A 19,318-nucleotide genomic window follows, 5' to 3' on the forward strand; every position below is an offset into this window, starting at 1 on the left:
CGGGGAGACGTGAGCGCTGGAGACCGCCGCTGGGCCGACCGCGGCGAGGCCATCGGACGTGGGGTGACGTGGCTGGCGCGGTGGAGCACCCGCGTGGCGCTGGCCGCGCTGGGGTTCGTGCTGCTGTGGTGGCTGATCGGCAAGCTGTGGGTCGTGGTCATGCCGGTGCTGCTCGGCCTGCTCATCACCACGGTGCTGTGGCCGCCCGCGCGGTGGCTGCGCAAGAAGGGCCTGCCGCCCGCGCTGGCCGCGACGATCGTGCTGCTCGCCGGGCTGGGCGTGCTGGGCGGCGTGCTCGCGCTGATCTCGACGTCGATCGCCTCCGGCGTGCCGGAGATCGCCGACAGCGCCACCAAGGCCCTCCAGCAGGCGCGGGACTGGCTGTCCGGGCCGCCGTTCAACCTCGCCGACAGCAAGCTCGACCAACTGGTCGAGCAGGGCGTCGACCAGCTCCAGTCCAGTGTGGGCACGATCGCCAACGGCCTGCTCACCGGCGTCGGCACGGTCACCTCCGGCCTGGTCACCGGCATCCTGGCGCTGCTGCTGGCGTTCCTGTTCGTCAAGGACGGCCCGCGCTTCACGCCGTGGCTGCGCGGCGTGGTCGGCGAACGCGCGGGCGGGCACCTGACCGTGGTGCTGGACCGCATCTGGACGACGCTGGGCGACTTCATCCGCACGCAGGCGATCGTGAGCCTCGTCGACGCGGTCCTGATCGGCATCGGCCTGGTCGTGCTGGGCGTGCCCCTGGCGGTGCCGCTGGCGGCGCTGACGTTCCTCGGTGGGTTCATCCCGATCGTGGGCGCGTTCGTCGCGGGCGCGCTGGCCGTGCTGGTCGCGCTGGTGAGCAACGGCCCGACCACGGCGCTCATCATGCTGGTGGTCGTGGTGGTGGTGCAGCAGGTCGAGGGCAACGTGCTCCAGCCGGTGCTCCAGTCCCGCAGCCTGCGCCTGCACGCGGCCGTCGTGCTGCTCGCGGTCACGGCGGGCAGCAGCCTCTACGGCATCGCGGGCGCGTTCCTGGCCGTGCCGGTGGTCGCGGCGGTGTCGGTGGTGATGCGCTACCTGGACGAGGTGATCAAGCTCGGGTCCGCGCGGGACGGGGACGACCCGGTGCCCGCCGAGCGGGAGCGACCCGCACCCGAGGGGTGACCGGCCGTCCCCCGCGCGGTGGTGGCCACCGCGCGGGGAGGGCGGTCAGCGGCGGCGCAGCACGCGCGGGTCGGCGTCGAGGTCGTCGCCCAGCCGCAGGGTGATGAACTCGTTGTCGTCCGGCCGGCCCGGCGTGCGGCCCGACGACGACGGGAAGTTGTTGTCGTTGAGCACGGCGATGGTGCGGTCGTCCAGGATCACCAGGTCCTCGATCGTGGTGAACGGGAACGTGAACCTCTCCCCGCCCCCGCCGAGGCGGCGCGGGTCGGCGATGTCGAGCAGGTCGGCCACGAGGGTCTTGTCGAGCTTGCCGTCGCGGTCGCGGTCGCGCTTGTCGGCCAGGTAGACCTTCTTGGTGACCGCGTCGACGCCCTGCGCGCCGTCGCGCTCGACCACCAGCAGCCGGTTGCGGTCCACGGCGATCGCGTCGCCGATGGCGTGCTCCGGCTTGTCGAGCTGGTAGACCCACTTCGTGCCGGTGTAGCGACCGCGCTGGAGGTCGAACTCGTTGAGCCGCAACGACCCCGGCGCGTCACCGGCGACGGTGCCCTCCAGCAGCGCGTCGAGCGTGCGGCCGTCGGCGGACAGCGCGAGGCCCTCGAACCCCTTGCTGCCGCCCAGGTTGGCCGTGCCCGCCGGGTTCTCCGGGGCGAACACGCCGGGCAGCGGCACGGGCGGCGCGAGCAGCCGTCCCGCGCGGTCGAAGTGCAGCAGGTAGGGGCCGAACTCGTCGCCGATCCAGTAGGTGCCGTCCGCGGTGCGCTGGATCGACTCGACGTCGAAGTCGGAGCCGGTGAGCACGCGGTCGGGTCGGGTGAGCGCGAACGGCACGTGCCCGTGCGGGTCGGTCAGCACGACGCCGCCGACCACGTCCACCGCGCCGGTGCCGAAGTCGGGGGCCAGGCGCTGGACGCGCAGGAGGAAGTCGGCGCTGTTGGCCTTGGTGCCGAAGCCGTTGTCCGACAGCACGTCGTAGGTGCCGTCGGCGTTGCGCAGCACACCGCTGAAGCCCTGCACGGGCTGGTCGGCGAACGGCGGCACGACACCGTTGACCGGTGCGGTGCCCAGGGCGGCGCCGGACGGCTCGCTGCCCGGCACGAACGTGAGCGCGGGCAGCGAGGCGAACCCGGACAGCGTGGCGCGCCCGAAGGCGTGGCGGTCGGTGGGCGACGCCGCGCCGGGCACCGCCACCGCCACCAGTGCGAGCGCGGACAGGCCGAGGACCAGTGGTCTCCTCATCGGTGTTCCGTTCTGCCGTGGCGCGACCCGTCGGGGTCACGCGGTGCGCGGAACGCTAGGAGCACCCGGTGAACGGCTGGTGGCGCGCGGGGTCACGGCCGGTGGACCGGGGTGATCCGGTCGTTGCGCAGGTGCTGGTAGACCACGGAGGTGCGCACGTCGGCGACCTCGGCCCGCTCGGTGAGCCGGTCGACGACGAAGGTGTAGAGGCTCTCGTTGTCGGGCACGGCGACGTGCAGCAGGAAGTCCTCGTCGCCGGTGGTGACGAACACGCCCAGCGTGTCGGGCTGCGCCACGGCCCAGGCCCGGAACTCCTCGATCACCCGGCGCGCGGGCGGCCGGACGCGCACGGCGATCAGCGCCTGCACCGGGCGGCCGATGGAGGGCAGGTCGACGTCGAGGATCGCGCCCTTGATGACGCCGCGCTCGCGCAGCAGGCGGGTCCGGTCGAGCGCCGTGGTGGGCGCGACGCCGACCGCCGCGGCCACGTCCCGGTTGCTGCGCCGTGCATCGACCTGCAATTCGCGCAGGATCTTCGTATCAAGTTCGTCCACGACCACCCACAAGGCTCTCTGCCCGAATCATCATCGGATCACTTGGTCCAGCTCCGTACACGTGCCTAGCATTCTGCCATCAACCCGATGGATGCACGGAGGACCTGGTGACCGCTGTCGGCTTCGAGCCGCACGAGATCGACCCGCTCCAGCCGACCCGGGCGGCCCGCCTGAAGTGGGTCGTCGTGGTGGACGCGGGGTTGCCGCCGGGCCGCGCCGTCAACGCCGCGGTGTGCGTGGCGTCGGCGACGGCGCAGGCGGTGGGCGGGCTGCTCGGCCCGGACGGGAAGGACGCGACCGGCTCGCTCCACCCCGGTCTGCCCTGGGCGGGCTGCACGGTCCTGGCCGCGACCGGCGACCGGTTGGCCGGGCTGCGCGCGAAGGCCGCCGACTCCCCCGGCGTGTTCGTCGCCGACATGCCGGTGCAGGCCCAGCACACCCGCGTGTACGACGACTACCTGACGCAGCTCTCCGAGGAGTCCGCCGTGGAGTACTACGCGGTCAGCGTGGTGGGCCCCCGCAACCGGGTGGACAAGCTCGTGAAGGGGCTGGAGCTGATGCCGTGACGCGCTACCGGGCGCCCTCGGCCCACCTGCGCCGGGCGCTGCCCACCACACCGCGCAGCAGCAGCACGACCGCGCCGCCGATCACCAGGTTGAGCACGGCGGTGAACGCCTTCGCCTCCGGGCTCGCGCCCAGGCTGAGCGGCAGCACCACGGCGATCGCGGTGAGCAGCACCATGATCCAGGAGAAGAACCGGATGGCGTTCGGCGTCGTGGCCAGCAGGAGCTGGAGCAGCGCGGTGGCGCCGAGCGCGCACCCCGCGGAGCCCAGGGCGTAGGTCAGGGTGTTGGCGTTGCCCCACACCCCGTCGCCCTTCGGCGCGAGCACGTCGACCCCGAGCAGGCCGCGGGCGACGAGGATGCCGACGATCGCGAGCAGACCCGTGACCAGGGCCGTCGCCACGCTGCCCGCCCACAGCGTGGCGGCGTCGAACTGGCGGCCCGGGTCGGGCGGCGCGAGGGGCCGGCGACGCGGCGGCCGGAGCACGGCCGTCTCCGGCGGGGCGTCGCGGAACGAGTCGCGCACGGGGCGCCGCGGCTCGGGTGCGCCCACCACGGGCTCGAAGCTGGTCGTCCGGCGTTCGTCAGCCATGTCCGCGAGTATCGGGCGGTCCCCGGCGCGGCGCGCGGCAGCCGCACCCATCAGGTGACCCCCGTCCGGGACGCCGTCCGCGCGACGTGCCGCTACCCCTTCAACTTGTCGCGGATCGCCGAGACGAGGCCGACCAACTCCCCCGGGCTGCCGCCCCGGTAGACCAATCCGTCCGGCAGGTCGGCGGGCAGCTCCCCCAACCCCACCAGGAGGATGCGCTCCGGCGCCCGGGTCGCCACCGCGTCGTACTCGATCCTCGTCCAGTGCTTGGCGACGTACACCGGCGTGCACAGGACCAGGACGTACCTGCTCGCCACGCCGTAGGTGTTGGGCAGGACCCGGTTGAGGTCGGTGCCCCACAGCTGGGGGCCCTGGTCCGGTGCGTAGAAGACGCGGAAGTCGTCACGCAGGTGCGCGTTGAGCTGCCGGGCCAGGGCCTCGTCCTCGGAGGCGTAGGAGATGGCGAGGTCGAAGGAGACCTCCTCGGGGGAGCGGCGGAGGAACCAGTCCCCGAACAGGCGGGGCCCGTGCCGCAGCCGGCCGGCCTCGACCCGCAGGACGCCGATGCTGCGGCCCGACCTCGCCGCCTCGCGGAACCGGGCCCAGCGGCCGGCGCGCAGGTCTGCCTTGGTGAGCCCGTCGGCCGGTAACAGGCGCAGCAGCGACCGGCCGTCGTCGCCGAGCTGCCGCTCCCACACCGGGAACGTGCCGGAGACGAGGTCGAACACGTCGTCGAGCGCGTCGTCGAACGGCCTGCCGCCGTGCAGCGCCGCCAACAGGTGGGTCGTCAACCAGGGGTGGCCGCCGCACTGCTCCACGAGGGCGTCGAGGTCCACGCCGTCCACGTGGACCGCCAGCTCGGCGACCGCCGCGCGGTCGAGCGGGTCCAGGAACCGCGGCACGGCGGTGTTCAGCGGTGGCGAGCCGCGGTCGTCGGGGTCGCGGAACACGGCGAGCACCGGTCCACCGGCGAGCAGGATCGCGATGTCGTCGCGCAGGTGGGTGTCGTCGAGCCAGCGCAGGAACGAGAAGAAACCCGGTCCCCACTGCGCCAGCAACACCCGGTCGGCCTCGTCGACGACCAGCGCGACCGGTCGGATCGCGTCCAGCGCGAGCGCCACCTCGTGCCTGCTCGCTCGCGCGTGCGCGGTCTCCTGCGCCCCCCGCACCGCGCTGAGCAGCGCACCCAGCGCGGCTTCCTCGGAGGTCAGGTCCCAGCCCGCGACGTCGGTCCTCACGACCGCGCGGCCCACCACGTCCTCGGTGACGTGGCGCGCGAACGTCGTCTTGCCCGCCCGTCGCCCACCGATCAGCAGCGCGGACCGGCCCTGCCGGAGCAGTTGGGTCACCTCGGCGAGCTGCGCGGCGCGCCCGACGAACAGGGAGCGGGAGTAGTAGGGGTTGTCGGCCGTCACGGCTCCGCCTCCCGGAGCCAGTCGCGGAACACGCCGATCCGGACGTCCTCGCCGTCGAGGAGGCCCTGCGACCGCAGCGCCGAGCGCGCCTGCTTCCGGTCGGTCGCCGGGACGAAGTCGGCCACGGGCCGGCCGCCGACCACCGCGCGCACGACCTCCCGCTCGGCGACCGTCATCAGCTGCCACAGGTTGTTGCGCAGGAAGAAACCCACGGTGTCCGCGTCGTCCAGGTGGTCCTGCGCCGTGACGAGGTCCGCCGCGGTGAGCTCGTAGGGCAGCTCCCGGCGGCGGTACGCCTCGGCGGCCACGGTCCGCACCAGCGACGGGTGCCCGCCGGTGAGCCGGAACAGGCCGGAGGTGAACTCCTCGGACACGCGGTCGATCCCCATCGCCCGCCCCAGCGTGCCCACCATCTCGTCGACCGCGCGCTCCTCCAGCAGGGGCACCGGCATCTCCTGGAAGAAGGAGAAGAACGGGTTGGTGCCGGCGACGCCGAGGTCGTTGTCCCGGTTGACGTCGGGCCTGAGGTCCGCGCCGATCACCACGACGTGGCGGCGGTCGCCCTGGGCGAGCGCGCGCAGGGCGCCGCTGGCCCGCACCCACTGCCGCGCGGCGTGCACCTCGCCGCGCGCCGGGTACACGCGTTCGAGTTCGTCGAGCACGACGACGAGCGTGGTGGCGGGGTGCCCCGAGTCCCGGAGGTGCTGCTGCCTGCGGTCGAGTTCGCGCTCCAGCTCGGTGGTCGTGGTCGGCGAGGGGGTCCGGAACGGCCATCCCCGGTGCTCCGCCCGCCCCCAGCGGTCGAACGCCGCGAGCAGCAGGGCGAACAGGGCGGGCGGCCAGTCCTCGTGGTGCCGGTCGAACCGCTGGAGGTCAACCTGGCAGACGGGGCGGTCGGCCAGGTGCTGGCGCAGGATGTTCAGCAGGCTCGTCTTGCCCACCTTGCGCAAGCCGGTGACCAGGACGTGCTCGTGCCGGCGGATCGCGCTGCCGATCGTGTTGAGCAGCACGTCGCGCCCGAACAGGAACCTCTCGTTGATCAGGGCGTTCCTGGTGTCGAACAGATTGTCGTGGTTGCCGTAGTCGCGTTCCAGCTCGTTCAGGAACGCGTCGACGTGCTGGTCGGCGTGCGCGGCCCGCAGCGCCCGCGCGGTCACGGTGACGACGGGCTTGCCGCCGACGCGCATCTGGTCGAGCACGACCTGGGCATCCCCGCGCAGGTCGCCGACGTGCACGAAGTAGCCGAGCCGCCCGTGCGCGAGGTGGGCGGCGAAGCGGTCCACCTCGGCGGCGGACGGCGTCACCTCCGCCGAGACCCACACCGGGCCGGGCAGCAGCACCTGCGGCTGCCCGGGGTCGGGTCGCACGGGCCGCCCGGCCGCCCCGAACGCCTCGGCCACCCCGGTGCGCAGGTCGTCCAGCTCGACCGGGTCCAGTCGACCGGGTCCGGCGAGCCGCTCGCGCGGTCCCCTGACGCGGACGGCGCGGCGCACGGCGTCGACCAGTTCACGAGCGGGGTCCCGCGACGCGAGGTCGAAGGCGATCCCCCGCTTGCGCGCGAGGCCGTACGGCAGCGACTTGGCGGCGGCCGTCGGGGAGACGCCCGCGTAGACGACGACCACGGGGACGTCGCCCGCGAGCGCCGACTCGATGTCGCGCCGCACCGGGTGCCCGGGCGAAGCCTCGCCCGTGACCACGACCACCAGCGCGTCGGTCGGCTCGGACGGCGCCTCGCGGCCGTGGGGCCCACCGGTCGCCATCGCGCTCCCGACCACCATCCCGGCCGCCTGGAGACCGTCGACGACCGCCGCGACCTCGGCGTCCGCTCCGTCGAAGTGGACGACCACCACGTCGGGCACGCCGAGGACGGCCTCCGCCTCGGTGTTCGACGCGGACCTGCGGGTGTCCGGGTGATCGTCCCCCAGCACCCGGCGACGCCGCTCCAGCACCTCGCCGTCCAGCGCACGAGCCGACTCGTACTCCCCCAGCTGCCGCAGCACGACCGCCAGGTTCGCCGCCGACCGCATCGTGTCCGGGTGCTCCTCCCCCAGCACCCGGCGACGCCGCTCCAGCACCTCGCCGTCCAGCGCACGAGCCGACTCGTACTCCCCCAGCTGCCGCAGCACGACCGCCAGGTTCGCCGCCGACCGCATCGTGTCCGGGTGCTCCTCCCCCAGCACACGACGACGCCGCTCCAGCACGTTCCGGTAGGAGTACGCGGCCCGCCGCAGGTCGCCCGAGCGCTGGAGGAGCACCGCGAGGCTGCTCTCCGCGACGAGCGTGTTCGGGTGGTCGGGCCCCAGTGCGGACAGCCGCGCGCGGTGCAGCGACTCCACCTCGAGCAGGGCCCCGCGGACGTCGCCCGCCGCGCTGCGCCACTCGGCCAACCCGTCGTGGGTGGCCAGCGTGTCGGGGTGGTCCGGTCCCAGGACGCGCACCCGCATCTCCAGCAGGCGTTCGAGTTCCGCCACCGCGGCGGCGGGGTCCCCCGCGGCGCCCCGCCAGTCGGCGAGCCCGTGCAGGGTCGCCAGTGTGTACGGGTGGAAGGGGCCCAGTACCCGCGACTGGTCGTCGAGCAGGCGCTCCAGCAACCCGGTGGCCTCCACCGGGTCGCCGGAGTTCCCGATCCAGTGGGCGAGGTTGAGGCGGGCGTTGAACGCGTCCGGGTGGTCGGGCCCCAGCACCCGGTCGTAGGCGCGGGTCAGCTCCTCGAACGCGGCCACCGCACCGGGCAGGTCCCCGGCGATGCCGGTCCACTGGGCGAGGCTGTCCCACGAGGCCAGGGTGTCCGGGTGGTCCGGGCCCAGCACCCGGGCGCGCGCCGCGCTCACGTCGGAGAACGCCGCGACGGCACCCTTCGGGTCACCGCTCTCCCCGATCCACGACGCCCTGTTGTGCCTCGCCGCGAGGGTGTCCGGGTGGTGGGGCCCCAGGACGCGGGCCCGGTCGGCGGCCACCTCGGCGAAGAGGGCCGCGGCGCGCGGGGCGTTGCCCGCCATGCCCGTCCAGTGCGCCAGCTGGCCGGCGAGCGTGAACGTGTCCGGGTGATCGGCGCCCAGGCTCTCACCGGCCATCGCGTGGAGGCCGCGGAAGTAGTCCCGGGCCTCGGTGGCGAACCCGTCCTCGCCGAGGCTCCGTCCCCTGAGGACCAGCACCTCGTGGCACCCGCCGGCCCACAGGTGGTGGCCGGCGACCCGGGCCAGGGCGTCGGTGTTGGCGCGCAGCACCCGTGCCGCCTCGGGGCCGTCCGCCCCGTGCCACCGCTCCACCAGCGCCGACGCCGCGGTGAGGGCGACGACCCGCAGCGCCTCCGGGGGCAGGGCGTCGCGGACCACCTGCTGGACCACCCCGTGGCTCCGCACCGACAGGCGCCCGAACCGCAGGTCGACGTCGAGCAGGCTCAGCTTCTCCAGCGCGTCCAGCACGTCCGCCAGGTCGTCACCGCGCACGGGGCGTCCCGCGCGGGTGGACAGCAGGTCCAGCACGTCCGGGGTGCCGAGCAGCGCCTCGGGGATCGAGGTCGGGTCGAGCACGCTGGTGATCTCCAGCAGTGGCCGTGCGACCCCGACCGGAGCCGACTTGGCGGCCAGGTCCAGGGACAGCGCGCACGTGGCGGCCACGGGCGCGGGTTCCGCGCGGACCGGACCGCCCGCGGTGCGCGGGAAACCGCTCAGCTCGGTCAGGTACCGGGCGCACGACAGGTGTCGTTCGCCCAGGTAGGCGGCGGCCTGCGCGAGCGCCAGCGGCACGTGGCCGAGTTCCCGCGCGAGTTCGGCGGCGCCGTCGAGCGCTCCGTCCCGCACGACCCGGGTGAGGTAGGAGTGCGCCTCCCGGGGGCTGAGCGCCCCGACGTGGATGAGGCGCCGCCGGACCCGCCGGAGGTCGGCGTCCCGGCGCCGGGTGGTGACGACGAGCCGGCCGGACGGCGTGGACGGCGGCCACAGGTCCGAGACGGCGGCCGGGTCCAGCACGTCGTCGAGCACCACGACCCACCGGAGGCCGGTCTGCGCGAGCCAGTCCAGCAGCCGCCGGGCACCGCGCCCGGGGACGGTCTCCTCGATCGAGGTCAGGTTCGCGTGCAGGTCCGCGTAGGCCGCCACGACGGCTTCCCGCGACGAGGCGTCCACCCACGCGACCAGGTCCACGTCCCCGGTCTGCCACCGGGCGGTGGTGTACTCGGCCGCCAGGCGGGTCTTGCCCATGCCGCCCGGACCGGACAGCACCGCCGTGTCACCGCGTTCGAGCACCTCGGCCAGCACGCGGGACAGGTCGCGGGGCTGCGTGACCGGTGCGTGCAGCGGCACCGCCCCGTACCGGTAGGGCAGGGGGACGGAGAGGCGTTCGGGTACGCGGGTGGGGTAGGAGAGGTGGATGTCGCCGCCGGACATGAGCCCGACCTGGACCACCGTCCCGGACACGTCGCCGGAGAGGAAGTTGTAGTTCCCGCGCTGAGGTGGGACCGATCCCTCGCTCACCCGGCGAGTATCCCCGGTGACGGGCGGGCACACGGGCACGAACGATCAGCGTGACCCGGATGGCGGTACGCGGGTGCCTCCCGGCGTCGTTGCCGGGAGGCACCCGCGTACCGGATCAGGCCGCGTGCGCCTCGAACTCGGCGAGCTGCGCGGCGGGCCAGCCCGTGTTGGCGGTGAACGTCAGGCGGAGGTGGCGGTGGTTCGCGGTGACCGGGACGGTCACCTGGTTGCCGGTCGCCGGGTCGAAGCGGTGGTCGGTGGGGGCGAGCAGCTGGGTGTAGGTGGTGCCGTCCGCGCTGCCGGAGACCGCGAGGGTCTGGGTGCGGGCGGCCCAGGCGGCGGCCGGCGGGAGCTTGAGCACGAGCCGGTTCACCGCGGTGCGGGCGCCCAGGTCGACGGTGAAGGTCTGCGGGAACTGGTTGTTCGGGCTCTCCCAGTAGGTGTTCGGGTCGCCGTCCACGGCGTTGGCGCCCGGGAGGCCGCCGGTGGCGGCGGCCTGGACCGGCTTGCCGCGGGCGACGTTGCCGGTGGGCGGCGGGGTGGTGGTCGTGGTGGTCGGCGGCGGGGTGGTCGTCGCGTACGCCTCCAGCTCGGCGAGCTGCCCGGCGGGCCAGCCCGTGTTGCCGGTGAACGCCAGCCGCACGAACCGGTGCGCGCCGGTGACCGGGACGGTGACCTGGTTGCCGGTGGCCGGGTCGAAGCGGTACTGCGCCGAGCCGACCACCGGCGAGTACGCGCCGCCGTCCGCGCTGCCCGACACCGACAGGGTCTGGGTGCGGGCGGCCCAGTCGGCGGGCGGGGGCAGCTTCAGCACGAGGCGGCCCAGGTTCTCCGACCGTCCCAGGTCGACGGTCAGGGACTGCGGGAACTGGTTGTTCGCGCTCTCCCAGTAGGACCCGGTGTTGCCGTCGACGGCGTTCGCGGCCGGGAAGCCGCCGGTGGCGGTGGTGGCGGAGGCGGGCTTGCCCCGCGCCAGGTTGCCGCCCGGGGGCACCGTCGTCGTCGTGGTCGTGGTCGTGGTCGTCGTGGTCGTCGTGGTCGTGGTGGTGGTCGGCGGGGCGGTCGGGTCGGTGTAGACCGGCTCGGGCCACGGGCCGCAGTACGGCGTGCCGTCCCACCCGGAGTTGCCCGCGCCGCGGGTGATCTGGAAACCGCCCTCGCCCAGGCAGCTGTAGGTCCCGGCCCGACCGACGCCGGTCGCGGTGACGTTGGTGAACGACGCCGAGCCCGGCGACTGGAGCTGCACGCCGAACGTGCCGGCGCCGGTGATCCGCACGCCGTTGAAGTGCACGTTGGTGATGGTGCCGCTGATGAACTGGATGGCCTCGTAGTTGCTGTCGATCAGATCCGTGTCGGTGACGTCGATGCGGCCGTTCATCGCGCCGTCGCGGGCGTCGAACCACAGCGCGCCCACGCCGAACTGCCAGTTGGAGTCGAGCACGCCCGCGCGCAGGGTCGTGTTGCGCGACAACGTGGTCGTGCCGGACAGCGGCACCGAGGAGAACCGGTTGCCGACGTGGATGCCGCCGCCCTGGTCCTGGGTGTCGGCCACGACGTTCTCGGTGGCGGTGTTGTCCCGGCCGCCGTAGACGGCGATGCCGTTGGCCTTCATCGGCACGACGACGGTGTTGCGCCGGATCGTGTTGGAGTGGTCGGCCTGGTGCTCCGACCAGAACGCGATGCCGTCGTCGGAGATGTTGCGGAACAGGTTGTGCTCGATCAGCACGTTGCTGATGCCCCGGTGCAGGTTCATGCCGTCGGCGAGCTGGTCGACGACCCTGTTGCCGCGGATGGTCAGGCCGTCGAACGGGCCGTCGAGCCACATCCCGACCTTGGTGTGCTGGAGGAACATGCCGGAGATCACCGAGCCGCCGCCCAGCGCGCCGCCGATGGCGTTGGTCTGGTCGCAGTCCACGCGGTTGGTGACCTCGCCGATGATCGCGAAGTCGTGCAGGCCGACGCGGGTGCTGACGCCGGAGTTGCCGCCCTGGCCGCACGACGAGGGCTCGCCGAGGCCGTAGAAGCCGACCCGGTCGCCGGTGACGACGCTGTGCCAGTGGCCCGCGCCGCGCACGGTGACCCGGTCCACGGTGACGTGCTTGGTGACGGTGAAGCGGCCGGCGGGAATCCAGACCTCGCGGCCCTGCGCGCGGGCCGCCGCGACGGCCGCGTCGAACGCCGCGCTGTCGTCGGAGCCGTCGTCCGGGGTGGCGCCGTGGTCGGTGACGGACACCGAGTTGGCCGGGCGCGCGGCGGGGGGCGCGACGAGCTCGAAGTCGGCGAGGTCGATCGTGTACGACGGGGCGGTGTCGCCCGCGTCGACCTGGAGCCGGACCTTGGCGCCGGCCTGGAGCGTGCGGCCGAACAGCGCGCGGGTCGAGTCGTAGAGGTGGTGCGGCTTGCCCTGGTTCGGGTCGTTGGCGTACGGGTAGCCGCCGTAGCGCCAGGCGTACTTCGAGGTGAGCGTGAGGCTGGTCGACTTCTGCCCGTCGAGGTAGAGCGAGAGCGGGGCGGTGATCCCCGCGCCGCCGTTGCCGTCCGGGACGCTGTAGCGGAGGTCGATCGAGTTCGCGGGCTCGGTCAGGGTGAACTCGACGTAGCGGCCCTGGCCGGCCAGGGTCACGGCGCGGCGGCCGGACGCCTCGCCCTCCAGCGTGCCCTGGCGGCGGCCGGGGCCGATCTTCGTGCCGTTCGTGGCGGCGTTCTCGGCCTCGTGCTCGACGAACGGCACGTCCGCGCCGCGGTCGGGCACGTCGAACGGCGAGGAGGGTACGGCCGCGACGACCGGGGCGGACGACGCCTGCGGCGCGGCCGCGACGACGAGCGCGGTGAGCAGGGAGGTGGCCACCGCCGCCGCGCCGAGCGCCAGGGGGCGCCGGTGGGTGGGGTCGACTCGCATGGGTTCAGCCCTTCGTTGGACGGGACCTCTGGTGCGCGCGGGGATGTCGTGGTGGGACAGGGGGCACCACGCCGTGTGGCGTGGCGCACACCATAAGCAGCCCACCCAGGCGAGCGCAAGATGTCTACCGAATCACGCAAAAACCCGACTGCGCTCTAGCGGCGGTCGAGGTGCAGGAGCCCGGTGAGCGCGTCGGCGGTGTCCGGCGAGGTCCGATCGGGCGGCACCGCCCCCGGCGGCCAGGGGCGGCCGTGGCTGACCCACCACGTGCGGAACCCGGCGGCGCGCCCGCCCGCGACGTCCAGCTCCGGGCTGTCGCCGACCACCCAGCCCGACCCTCCCCCGCAGCGCCGGGCGGCGAGGTGGAAGATCGCCGGGTCGGGCTTGCGCACGCCCGCCTCGCCCGACGCGCACCAGCCGTCCAGGTGGGCGGCCAGGCCCGTGCGCCGCAGCTTCGCCCCCTGGTTGTCCGGCTCGCCGTTGGTCACCACGCCGACCCGCCACCCGGACGCCCGCAGCGCGGCCAGCGCGTCGGGCACGCCGGGGCGCGGCACGACCAGTTCCGGCACGCGCGCCCGGTACCGGGCCCACAGCACGTGCGCGGGCTCCGCCAGGCCGAACCGGTCCCGCGCCTCGGCGAACAGCGCGTCCTTGCGGCCGGACGCCCGCGCGCGCAGCCACGGCACGGCGTCGTCGGCCAGGTCGTGCTCGGCGGCGAACTCCCCCGCCCACGCGGCGAACGCGCCCGCGAGGTCGACCAGGGTGTCGTCCAGGTCGAGCAGGACCAGGCCCGGCGGGGCCGGCTTCAGTAGGTGCCCGCCAGCTTGCGGTGGTCCCAGGACACCACCGAGGTCGGCGTGAACCGCAGCCCCACGCGCTTGACCGCCTGCGCGGCGACGAACGCGTCCAGCTCGGGACCGCGGTGGCCGGCGTAGCGGGCCGCGACGGCGCCGCCGATGCGGGCCACCTCGGCGTGCTCCTCCACCAGCCGCACGTCGCACTCCATCGTGACGCCGCGCAGCTCCTCGTAGCTCTCGCCGTCCTCCAGCTGGAGCGTCGCCTCGGGGACGCGGCGCAGGTTCGCGACCTTCTGCGAGGCGCGGTAGGTCCAGGCCAGCAGCTCGCCGTCCTCGACCGCGAACCACAGCGGCACGAGGTGGGGCCTGCCCCCGGGACCGAGGGTGGCCACCGTGACGACGCGCCGCTCCTCCAGGAACGCGCCCACCTCGTCCGGGGTCATCGTGATCAACGCGCGCCGCGACATGCGCGTCAGGATAGGCGGCTGCCCTCCCGGGTCCCGGACGCCCCGGCGATCAGGTCGCCGACGGCCCGCTCCTCCAGCAGGTGCAGGAACGCGTCGACCAGCTCGGGGTCGAACCGCGCGCCGCGACCGGAGCGCAGCTCGCGCTCGGCCTGCTCGGGCGTCAGCGCCCGCCGGTGCGGCCGGTCGGCGCACATCGCCGCCCACGCGTCGCACACCGACAGGATGCGCGCCTCCAGCCGGATCGAGTCGCGGGACAGGCCGTTGGGGTAGCCCGCGCCGTCCCACCGCTCGTGGTGCTGCCGGATCACCTCGGCGACGTCGACGTGGTCGGGCAGCACGCCGACCATCCGCGCGCCGCTGTCGGGGTGCTCGTGCAGCAGGTGCCACTGCTGGTCGGTGAGCGGGCCGGACTCGGTGAGCAGGTCGTCGGGCAGCACGATCATGCCGACGTCGAGCAGGCGGCCGGCGCGGTGCGCGGTGCGGACCTGGGCCGGGTCGCACCCCAGGTGCTCGGCCACAGTCCTGGCCCACTCGGCGATGGCGAGGCTGCGCCCGGGGCTCGCCACGCGCAGGTCGACCAGGTCCGCGACCTGGTTCAGGTAGTCCACCGCGACGTCCTCCCGGTGTTCGGCGATCGAGGCGCCACCGGCCACGGCGCGGTCCCGCCCGAGGTCCTTGGCCAGGTAGAGCGCGCGGTCGGCCGCGGACACCAGCGCGGAGGCCGTGCCGTGGTGCGGCGCGAACGCGGCGGTGCCGGCGGAGAGCGTAACCGTCACCGAGTGCCGGTCGCTCACGGCGATGGGCCGGCACGCGACGCCGTGGCGCAGCTCCTCGGCCAGCCGGGTGGCGTGCTCGGCGTCCGGACCGCCGACGATCAGCGCGAACTCCTCGCCGCCGTAGCGGGCGAGCACCAGGTCGGGACCGGCCGCGGCGCGCAGCCGCGCGGCGACCTCGACCAGCACCCGGTCGCCCGCGGGGTGGCCGTAGCGGTCGTTGATGGCCTTGAAGCGGTCCACGTCGAGGATCACCACGGCCAGCGGCACGCCGGTGCGGCGCGCCCGCGCCACGTCCTCGGCCAGCCGCGCCTCGAAGTACCGGCGGCTGCCCAGCCGGGTGAGGCCGTCGGTGATGGCCAGCCGCCGCTGGTCCACGGCCAGGCCCGCCAGCCGGGTCGCGGTGAGCGCGAACAGCACGGCGCAGCCGGTCGCGATCACCGGCACGTCCTGCTGGGCGCCCCGGGCGTGCTGGACGAGCAGCAGCATCGGGCCGATCAGCGCGCCCGCGGACAGCACGGCCAGGCGCGGCCAACTGAGCCGCAGGACGGGCACCTCGGCGGGTTGCGCGATGCGCCCCATGGACGGGTGCAGCGCGCACGCGCCGAGCGCGAGGTTGCCGCCCAGCCAGATGGCGTCGAGGAAGTTGCCCGCCGCGTAGGTGCCGCCGAGGCGCTGGAGGACGTACACCGTGTCGGCGGTCATGATCGCCGCCAGCCAGGCGGTGAGCAGCACGAACGACCCGTCCCGGCGTCCCGCGCCGAACAGCAGTCGCAGCGAGGCCAGCAGCACGACCAGGTCCATCAGCGGGTAGGCCAGCGAGGTGGCCTCCACCAGCAGCGTCGTGCCCAGGCGGGTCTGCGGCCCGATGACGAACACCCACGACAGCAGGCCGGCGACGACGGTCAGCGACACGGCGTCGAGCAGGCCGGGCAGGTCGCGGTGGGAGCGGCGCTGCCGGATGAGCACCACCAGGCCGACCACGACGAGCGGGTAGTGGCCGAGGTAGAAGACGTCCGCGACGGCCGGGTACCGGGTCTCGTTGAGCACGAAGTGCGACACGTAGAACGTGGCGTCGGCGAGCGCGTAGACGACCTGGCTGAGCCCCAGCACGATCCACGGCGCGCGCGACCCGGGCCGGTTGCGGCGGATTCCCCACCACACCGCGACGGCGGCCGAGGTGCTGACCGCGCAGTACACGACGACCCGCAGCGGAACGGGGCCGACGAAGACGGGCAGCGCGTAGTACGCGCAGACCGCGACGAAGCCGAATAAGAGGTAACCGATCCACGATCGGTTCCGCTCGGCGATCGGGATTTCGCGGCTGTCGTCCGGGGTGGCTTCGGAGACGCGCAATCCCGGTGCTCCTTCTGCGTCTTCGCGTGGTCATGACGGGCGGAGAGCCATTCGCAGTCTTCCACACTCGCCCGGACGTGTGGACCACGGCACGGATAGAGTGCCATTGGTGTCGCACCGCGTTCGACGGCGACGCGGCGACGGGTCGAGGGGGATTGATGGCCAAGGACGCGAAAGCCCTGTTGGAGCGGGTGCGTGAGGAGCTGAAGCACGAGGGCGGCACGAACCGGTTGGTCCCGCTGATCGCGAGCGGCGAGGCGTCGGTCGAGGCGCTGAAGGCGTTGGCGGCGGAGGAAGACCGCATCGTGCGGAGCGACTGGCGAGCCTTCCTCACCTTGGCCGCGCAGTCGACGGAACCTGCGCAGCGCGAGTTCTTCTCGACCGTGGCGGCCGGTGAGGGCCTGGCGCTCGCGAAGCTCGGCGATTTCGCCGCCGCGTGCGGGCTCACCCCCGACGACGTGGCCGAGCACCGCGCGCTGCCGGGGTGCCAGGCGTACCCGTCGTACGTGGCACGACTGGCGCTGGACGGCAATCCGCACGACGCGTTGCTCGCGATTCTCGCGAACTTCGCGGAATGGGGCGGCTATTGCGCGGCGATCGCGGCGGCCTTGCGCGAGCACTACGGATTCGACGACGAGGGCTGCGCGTTCTTCGACTTCTTCGCCGAGCCCTCACCCGAGTTGGACGCGCTGGGCCTGCGCGCCCTGGAGGCCGTGCTCGACACGGGGTGGCGCGTCACGGGCGCGATGCCGAAGGCGAGCCTGCTGCACTCCTACGAGCTGATGTTCTGGAACACGCTGGCCGACGAGAAGGCGTGACCCCCCAGGGCGCGCCCCCGGTGCGCCTCACCCGGCGACTGAGGGCTGGGCGTCCCAGTTCTCCGCCAGGTCGGGGCGCCCGAACAGGTAGCCCTGGGCGTAGTCGCAGCCGGCGGCGCGCAGCCAGTCGGCCTGCGCCTGCGTCTCGATGCCCTCGGCCACGGTGTGCGCGCCCAGCACCTCGGCGAGGTCGATGATGCAGCGCACCACGCCCGCCGTGCGGCCCGCGTCGTCGAGGTTCCCGGTGAACGACTTGTCGATCTTGACGACGTCGAACGGGTAGCGCTGGAGGTAGCTCAGCGACGAGTAGCCGGTGCCGAAGTCGTCCAGGGCGACCCGCACGCCGGTCTCGCGCACGTCCATCAGGCCGCGCATGGCGGCCTCGTCGGCCCACACGGACTCGGTGACCTCGATGGTGAGCAGCTCGGGCGGCAGGCCGGAGGTCTTGAGCACGCGGTCCAGCGAGGGCAGGAACGCGGGCGCGGACAGCTGCCGGGTCGACACGTTCACCGTCACGCCCAGCGCGCGGCCCTGCTCGCGCCACCGCATGGCCTGCTCGCAGGCGCCCGCGAGGACCTTGTTGCCCAGCGGCACGATGAGCCCGGTCTCCTCGGCCAGGTCGATGAACTCGCCGGGGCCGAGCAGGCCGTACCCGGGGCGCTGCCAGCGCACCAGCGTCTCGGCGCTGGTCGCGCGGGCGGTCGCGAGGTCCACGATCGGCTGGTAGTGCAGCACGAGCTGCCCCTCGGCGACGGCGGTGCGCAGGTCGGTCTTGTCGCGCTGGCGGGCCAGCACCCGCTCCCCCATCTCGGGCCGGAACAGCCGGATGCGCGCGCCGCCCTCGCGCTTGGCCACGTACATCGCGGTGTCGGCGTCGCGCAGCAGGTCGGCGGTGCCGATGCCGGGCTGCGACACGGAGATGCCGACGCTGGCCCGGATGACGGTGTCGTGGCCGAGGCCGGTGAGCGGCCGGGCCAGTTCGGAGAGCACGCGGGTGGCCAGGCGCGCGGACTCGCGGACGTCGTGGCCGGGCGCGAGGACGGCGAACTCGTCGCCGCCCAGGCGGGCCGCGGTGGCCACCGGGCCGACCGCGCGGCCGATGCGCTCGGCGGCCGAGACGAGGTACCAGTCCCCCGCCTCGTGCCCCTCGGCGTCGTTGACCTCCTTGAACCCGTCGAGGTCGATGACGAGCAGGCCGACCGCCTCGCCGGAGAGCAGCGCGGCGTCGACCAGGTGCAGGAAGTGGGTGCGCCCGGCGAGGCCGGTCAGCTCGTCGCGCTCGGCGCGGGTGCGCAGCGCGTCCTCCCACTGGCGGCGCTTGCTCACGTCCAGCGCGGTGACCAGGGTGTGCCGCTCGGGGACGTGGTCGACCGGCACGGCCTGCACGGCGAGCACGGCGGTGGTGCCGTCGGGGCGCTCGACGTCGATCTCGACGGGGTCCTCGGAGCCGCGGCAGCCGTGGCCGCAGGCGGTGATGTCCGGGCCGTGCGGGCAGGGCACGCGGCCGGGCCGACCGTCGGGCCAGTCGAACAGGCCGCGCGCGCGGTCGTTGTGCAGGGTGGGCGCGCCGTCGCCGTCGAGCAGCACGAGGCCGACCGGGCTGGCGCGGACGACGGCCTCGACGGTGCGGTGGGCGGCCTCCAGCCGGCGGGCGGAGCGGACGATCTCGTGCAGCGCCAAGGACACCACCGTCAGGCCCACCAGGGGCACCAGGGTCGTGGCGAGGAGCGGCCCGGTGGCCCTGCCCGGGGCGCCGGCCATCCACGCGCCGATGCCGGCGAGGTAGCCCAGCAGCAGGGGGGCGGACTTGACCGGCAGCAGGACCGCGTCGCCGCGCAGCGCGCGCCGCACGACGACGGCGAACAGGAAGCCGACGATGGGGCCGACGTTGGGCAGCACCAGCACCGCGCCGAACGCGGCCGCGGCCTCCGCGCCGGTCGGCCACCACGGGTCGCCGTCCGGGCGCAGCCACCACGACAGCAGCACGACACCCACGAGCAGCGCCAGGGGCACGCGCGCCGGGCCGGAGCCGAGCACGACGAGCTGCGCGGCGAACACCAGGCAGGCGAACCAGGCGAACAGCTCGGCGAACTCGGTGATCCGGCGCACGCCGGCTTGACCGGGTGACGAGATGCCCTCGTCGACCACGGCGCGCGATCGACGAGCCACGCCGCGTTACCCCCAAGTCAAGCTGCGATCGACTGAACTCTTCGGTCGGGAG

At 74.2% G+C, this 19,318-nt stretch carries 13 protein-coding genes; 3 read left to right on the forward strand and 10 right to left on the reverse strand.

The features are described 5' to 3' along the window. The first annotated feature begins 9 nt into the window (after positions 1-9). The gene (locus tag ACRAKJ_RS22650; protein ID WP_438923662.1) at positions 10-1,149 is read left to right on the forward strand and encodes an AI-2E family transporter; all 1,140 of its coding nucleotides are present in this window, start codon (positions 10-12) and stop codon (positions 1,147-1,149) included. Positions 1,150-1,194: 45 nt separating this feature from the next. On the opposite strand, the gene ACRAKJ_RS22655 is transcribed toward ACRAKJ_RS22650, so the two are convergent. Together ACRAKJ_RS22655 and ACRAKJ_RS22660 are read right to left on the reverse strand one after the other, a co-directional pair. Further along, entirely contained in the window at positions 1,195-2,388 is a 1,194-nt protein-coding gene (locus ACRAKJ_RS22655) for an esterase-like activity of phytase family protein (protein ID WP_438923663.1), read from the reverse strand. 92 nt (positions 2,389-2,480) lie between these two features. Then, positions 2,481-2,942: an AsnC family transcriptional regulator gene (locus tag ACRAKJ_RS22660; RefSeq protein ID WP_438923664.1), complete on the reverse strand. Its 462-nt coding sequence runs from the start codon at positions 2,940-2,942 to the stop codon at positions 2,481-2,483. A gap of 107 nt (positions 2,943-3,049) precedes the next feature. Between ACRAKJ_RS22660 and ACRAKJ_RS22665 the strand changes: the two genes are divergently transcribed. Beyond that, complete coding sequence (locus tag ACRAKJ_RS22665; RefSeq protein ID WP_438923665.1) at positions 3,050-3,508, forward strand: DUF2000 domain-containing protein; 459 nt, start codon at positions 3,050-3,052, stop codon at positions 3,506-3,508. Positions 3,509-3,512: 4 nt separating this feature from the next. Here ACRAKJ_RS22665 and ACRAKJ_RS22670 read toward each other — a convergent pair whose 3' ends face one another. The 7 genes from ACRAKJ_RS22670 to ACRAKJ_RS22700 form a co-directional block, all read right to left on the reverse strand. Next, entirely contained in the window at positions 3,513-4,097 is a 585-nt protein-coding gene (locus tag ACRAKJ_RS22670) for a DUF6069 family protein (protein ID WP_438923666.1), read from the reverse strand. A gap of 92 nt (positions 4,098-4,189) precedes the next feature. After that, positions 4,190-5,512: a TIR domain-containing protein gene (locus ACRAKJ_RS22675; protein ID WP_438923667.1), complete on the reverse strand. Its 1,323-nt coding sequence runs from the start codon at positions 5,510-5,512 to the stop codon at positions 4,190-4,192. Next, complete coding sequence (locus tag ACRAKJ_RS22680; protein ID WP_447008647.1) at positions 5,509-9,987, reverse strand: tetratricopeptide repeat protein; 4,479 nt, start codon at positions 9,985-9,987, stop codon at positions 5,509-5,511. Before ACRAKJ_RS22680 ends, ACRAKJ_RS22675 begins: the two co-directional genes overlap by 4 nt. Positions 9,988-10,102: 115 nt before the next feature. Next, positions 10,103-12,886, reverse strand: coding sequence for a discoidin domain-containing protein (locus tag ACRAKJ_RS22685; RefSeq protein ID WP_438923669.1), 2,784 nt, complete (start codon positions 12,884-12,886; stop codon positions 10,103-10,105). Between the two features lie 155 nt (positions 12,887-13,041). Beyond that, positions 13,042-13,725, reverse strand: coding sequence for an HAD-IA family hydrolase (locus tag ACRAKJ_RS22690; RefSeq protein ID WP_438923682.1), 684 nt, complete (start codon positions 13,723-13,725; stop codon positions 13,042-13,044). Next, complete coding sequence (locus tag ACRAKJ_RS22695; protein ID WP_438923670.1) at positions 13,692-14,150, reverse strand: TIGR03618 family F420-dependent PPOX class oxidoreductase; 459 nt, start codon at positions 14,148-14,150, stop codon at positions 13,692-13,694. The genes ACRAKJ_RS22690 and ACRAKJ_RS22695 overlap by 34 nt, the downstream gene beginning before the upstream one ends. Before the next feature lie 5 nt (positions 14,151-14,155). Next, a complete protein-coding gene (locus ACRAKJ_RS22700) occupies positions 14,156-16,279 on the reverse strand; it encodes a diguanylate cyclase (protein WP_438923671.1) in 2,124 nt (707 codons plus the stop codon). Between the two features lie 158 nt (positions 16,280-16,437). On the opposite strand from ACRAKJ_RS22700, the gene ACRAKJ_RS22705 reads away from it, so the two are divergent. Continuing rightward, entirely contained in the window at positions 16,438-17,097 is a 660-nt protein-coding gene (locus ACRAKJ_RS22705) for a thiaminase II/PqqC family protein (RefSeq protein WP_438923672.1), read from the forward strand. Between the two features lie 27 nt (positions 17,098-17,124). Here ACRAKJ_RS22705 and ACRAKJ_RS22710 read toward each other — a convergent pair whose 3' ends face one another. Next, complete coding sequence (locus tag ACRAKJ_RS22710; protein ID WP_438923673.1) at positions 17,125-19,266, reverse strand: EAL domain-containing protein; 2,142 nt, start codon at positions 19,264-19,266, stop codon at positions 17,125-17,127. Positions 19,267-19,318: the final 52 nt, after the last annotated feature.

It is taken from the genome of Saccharothrix sp. DSM 118769 (assembly GCF_052936295.1).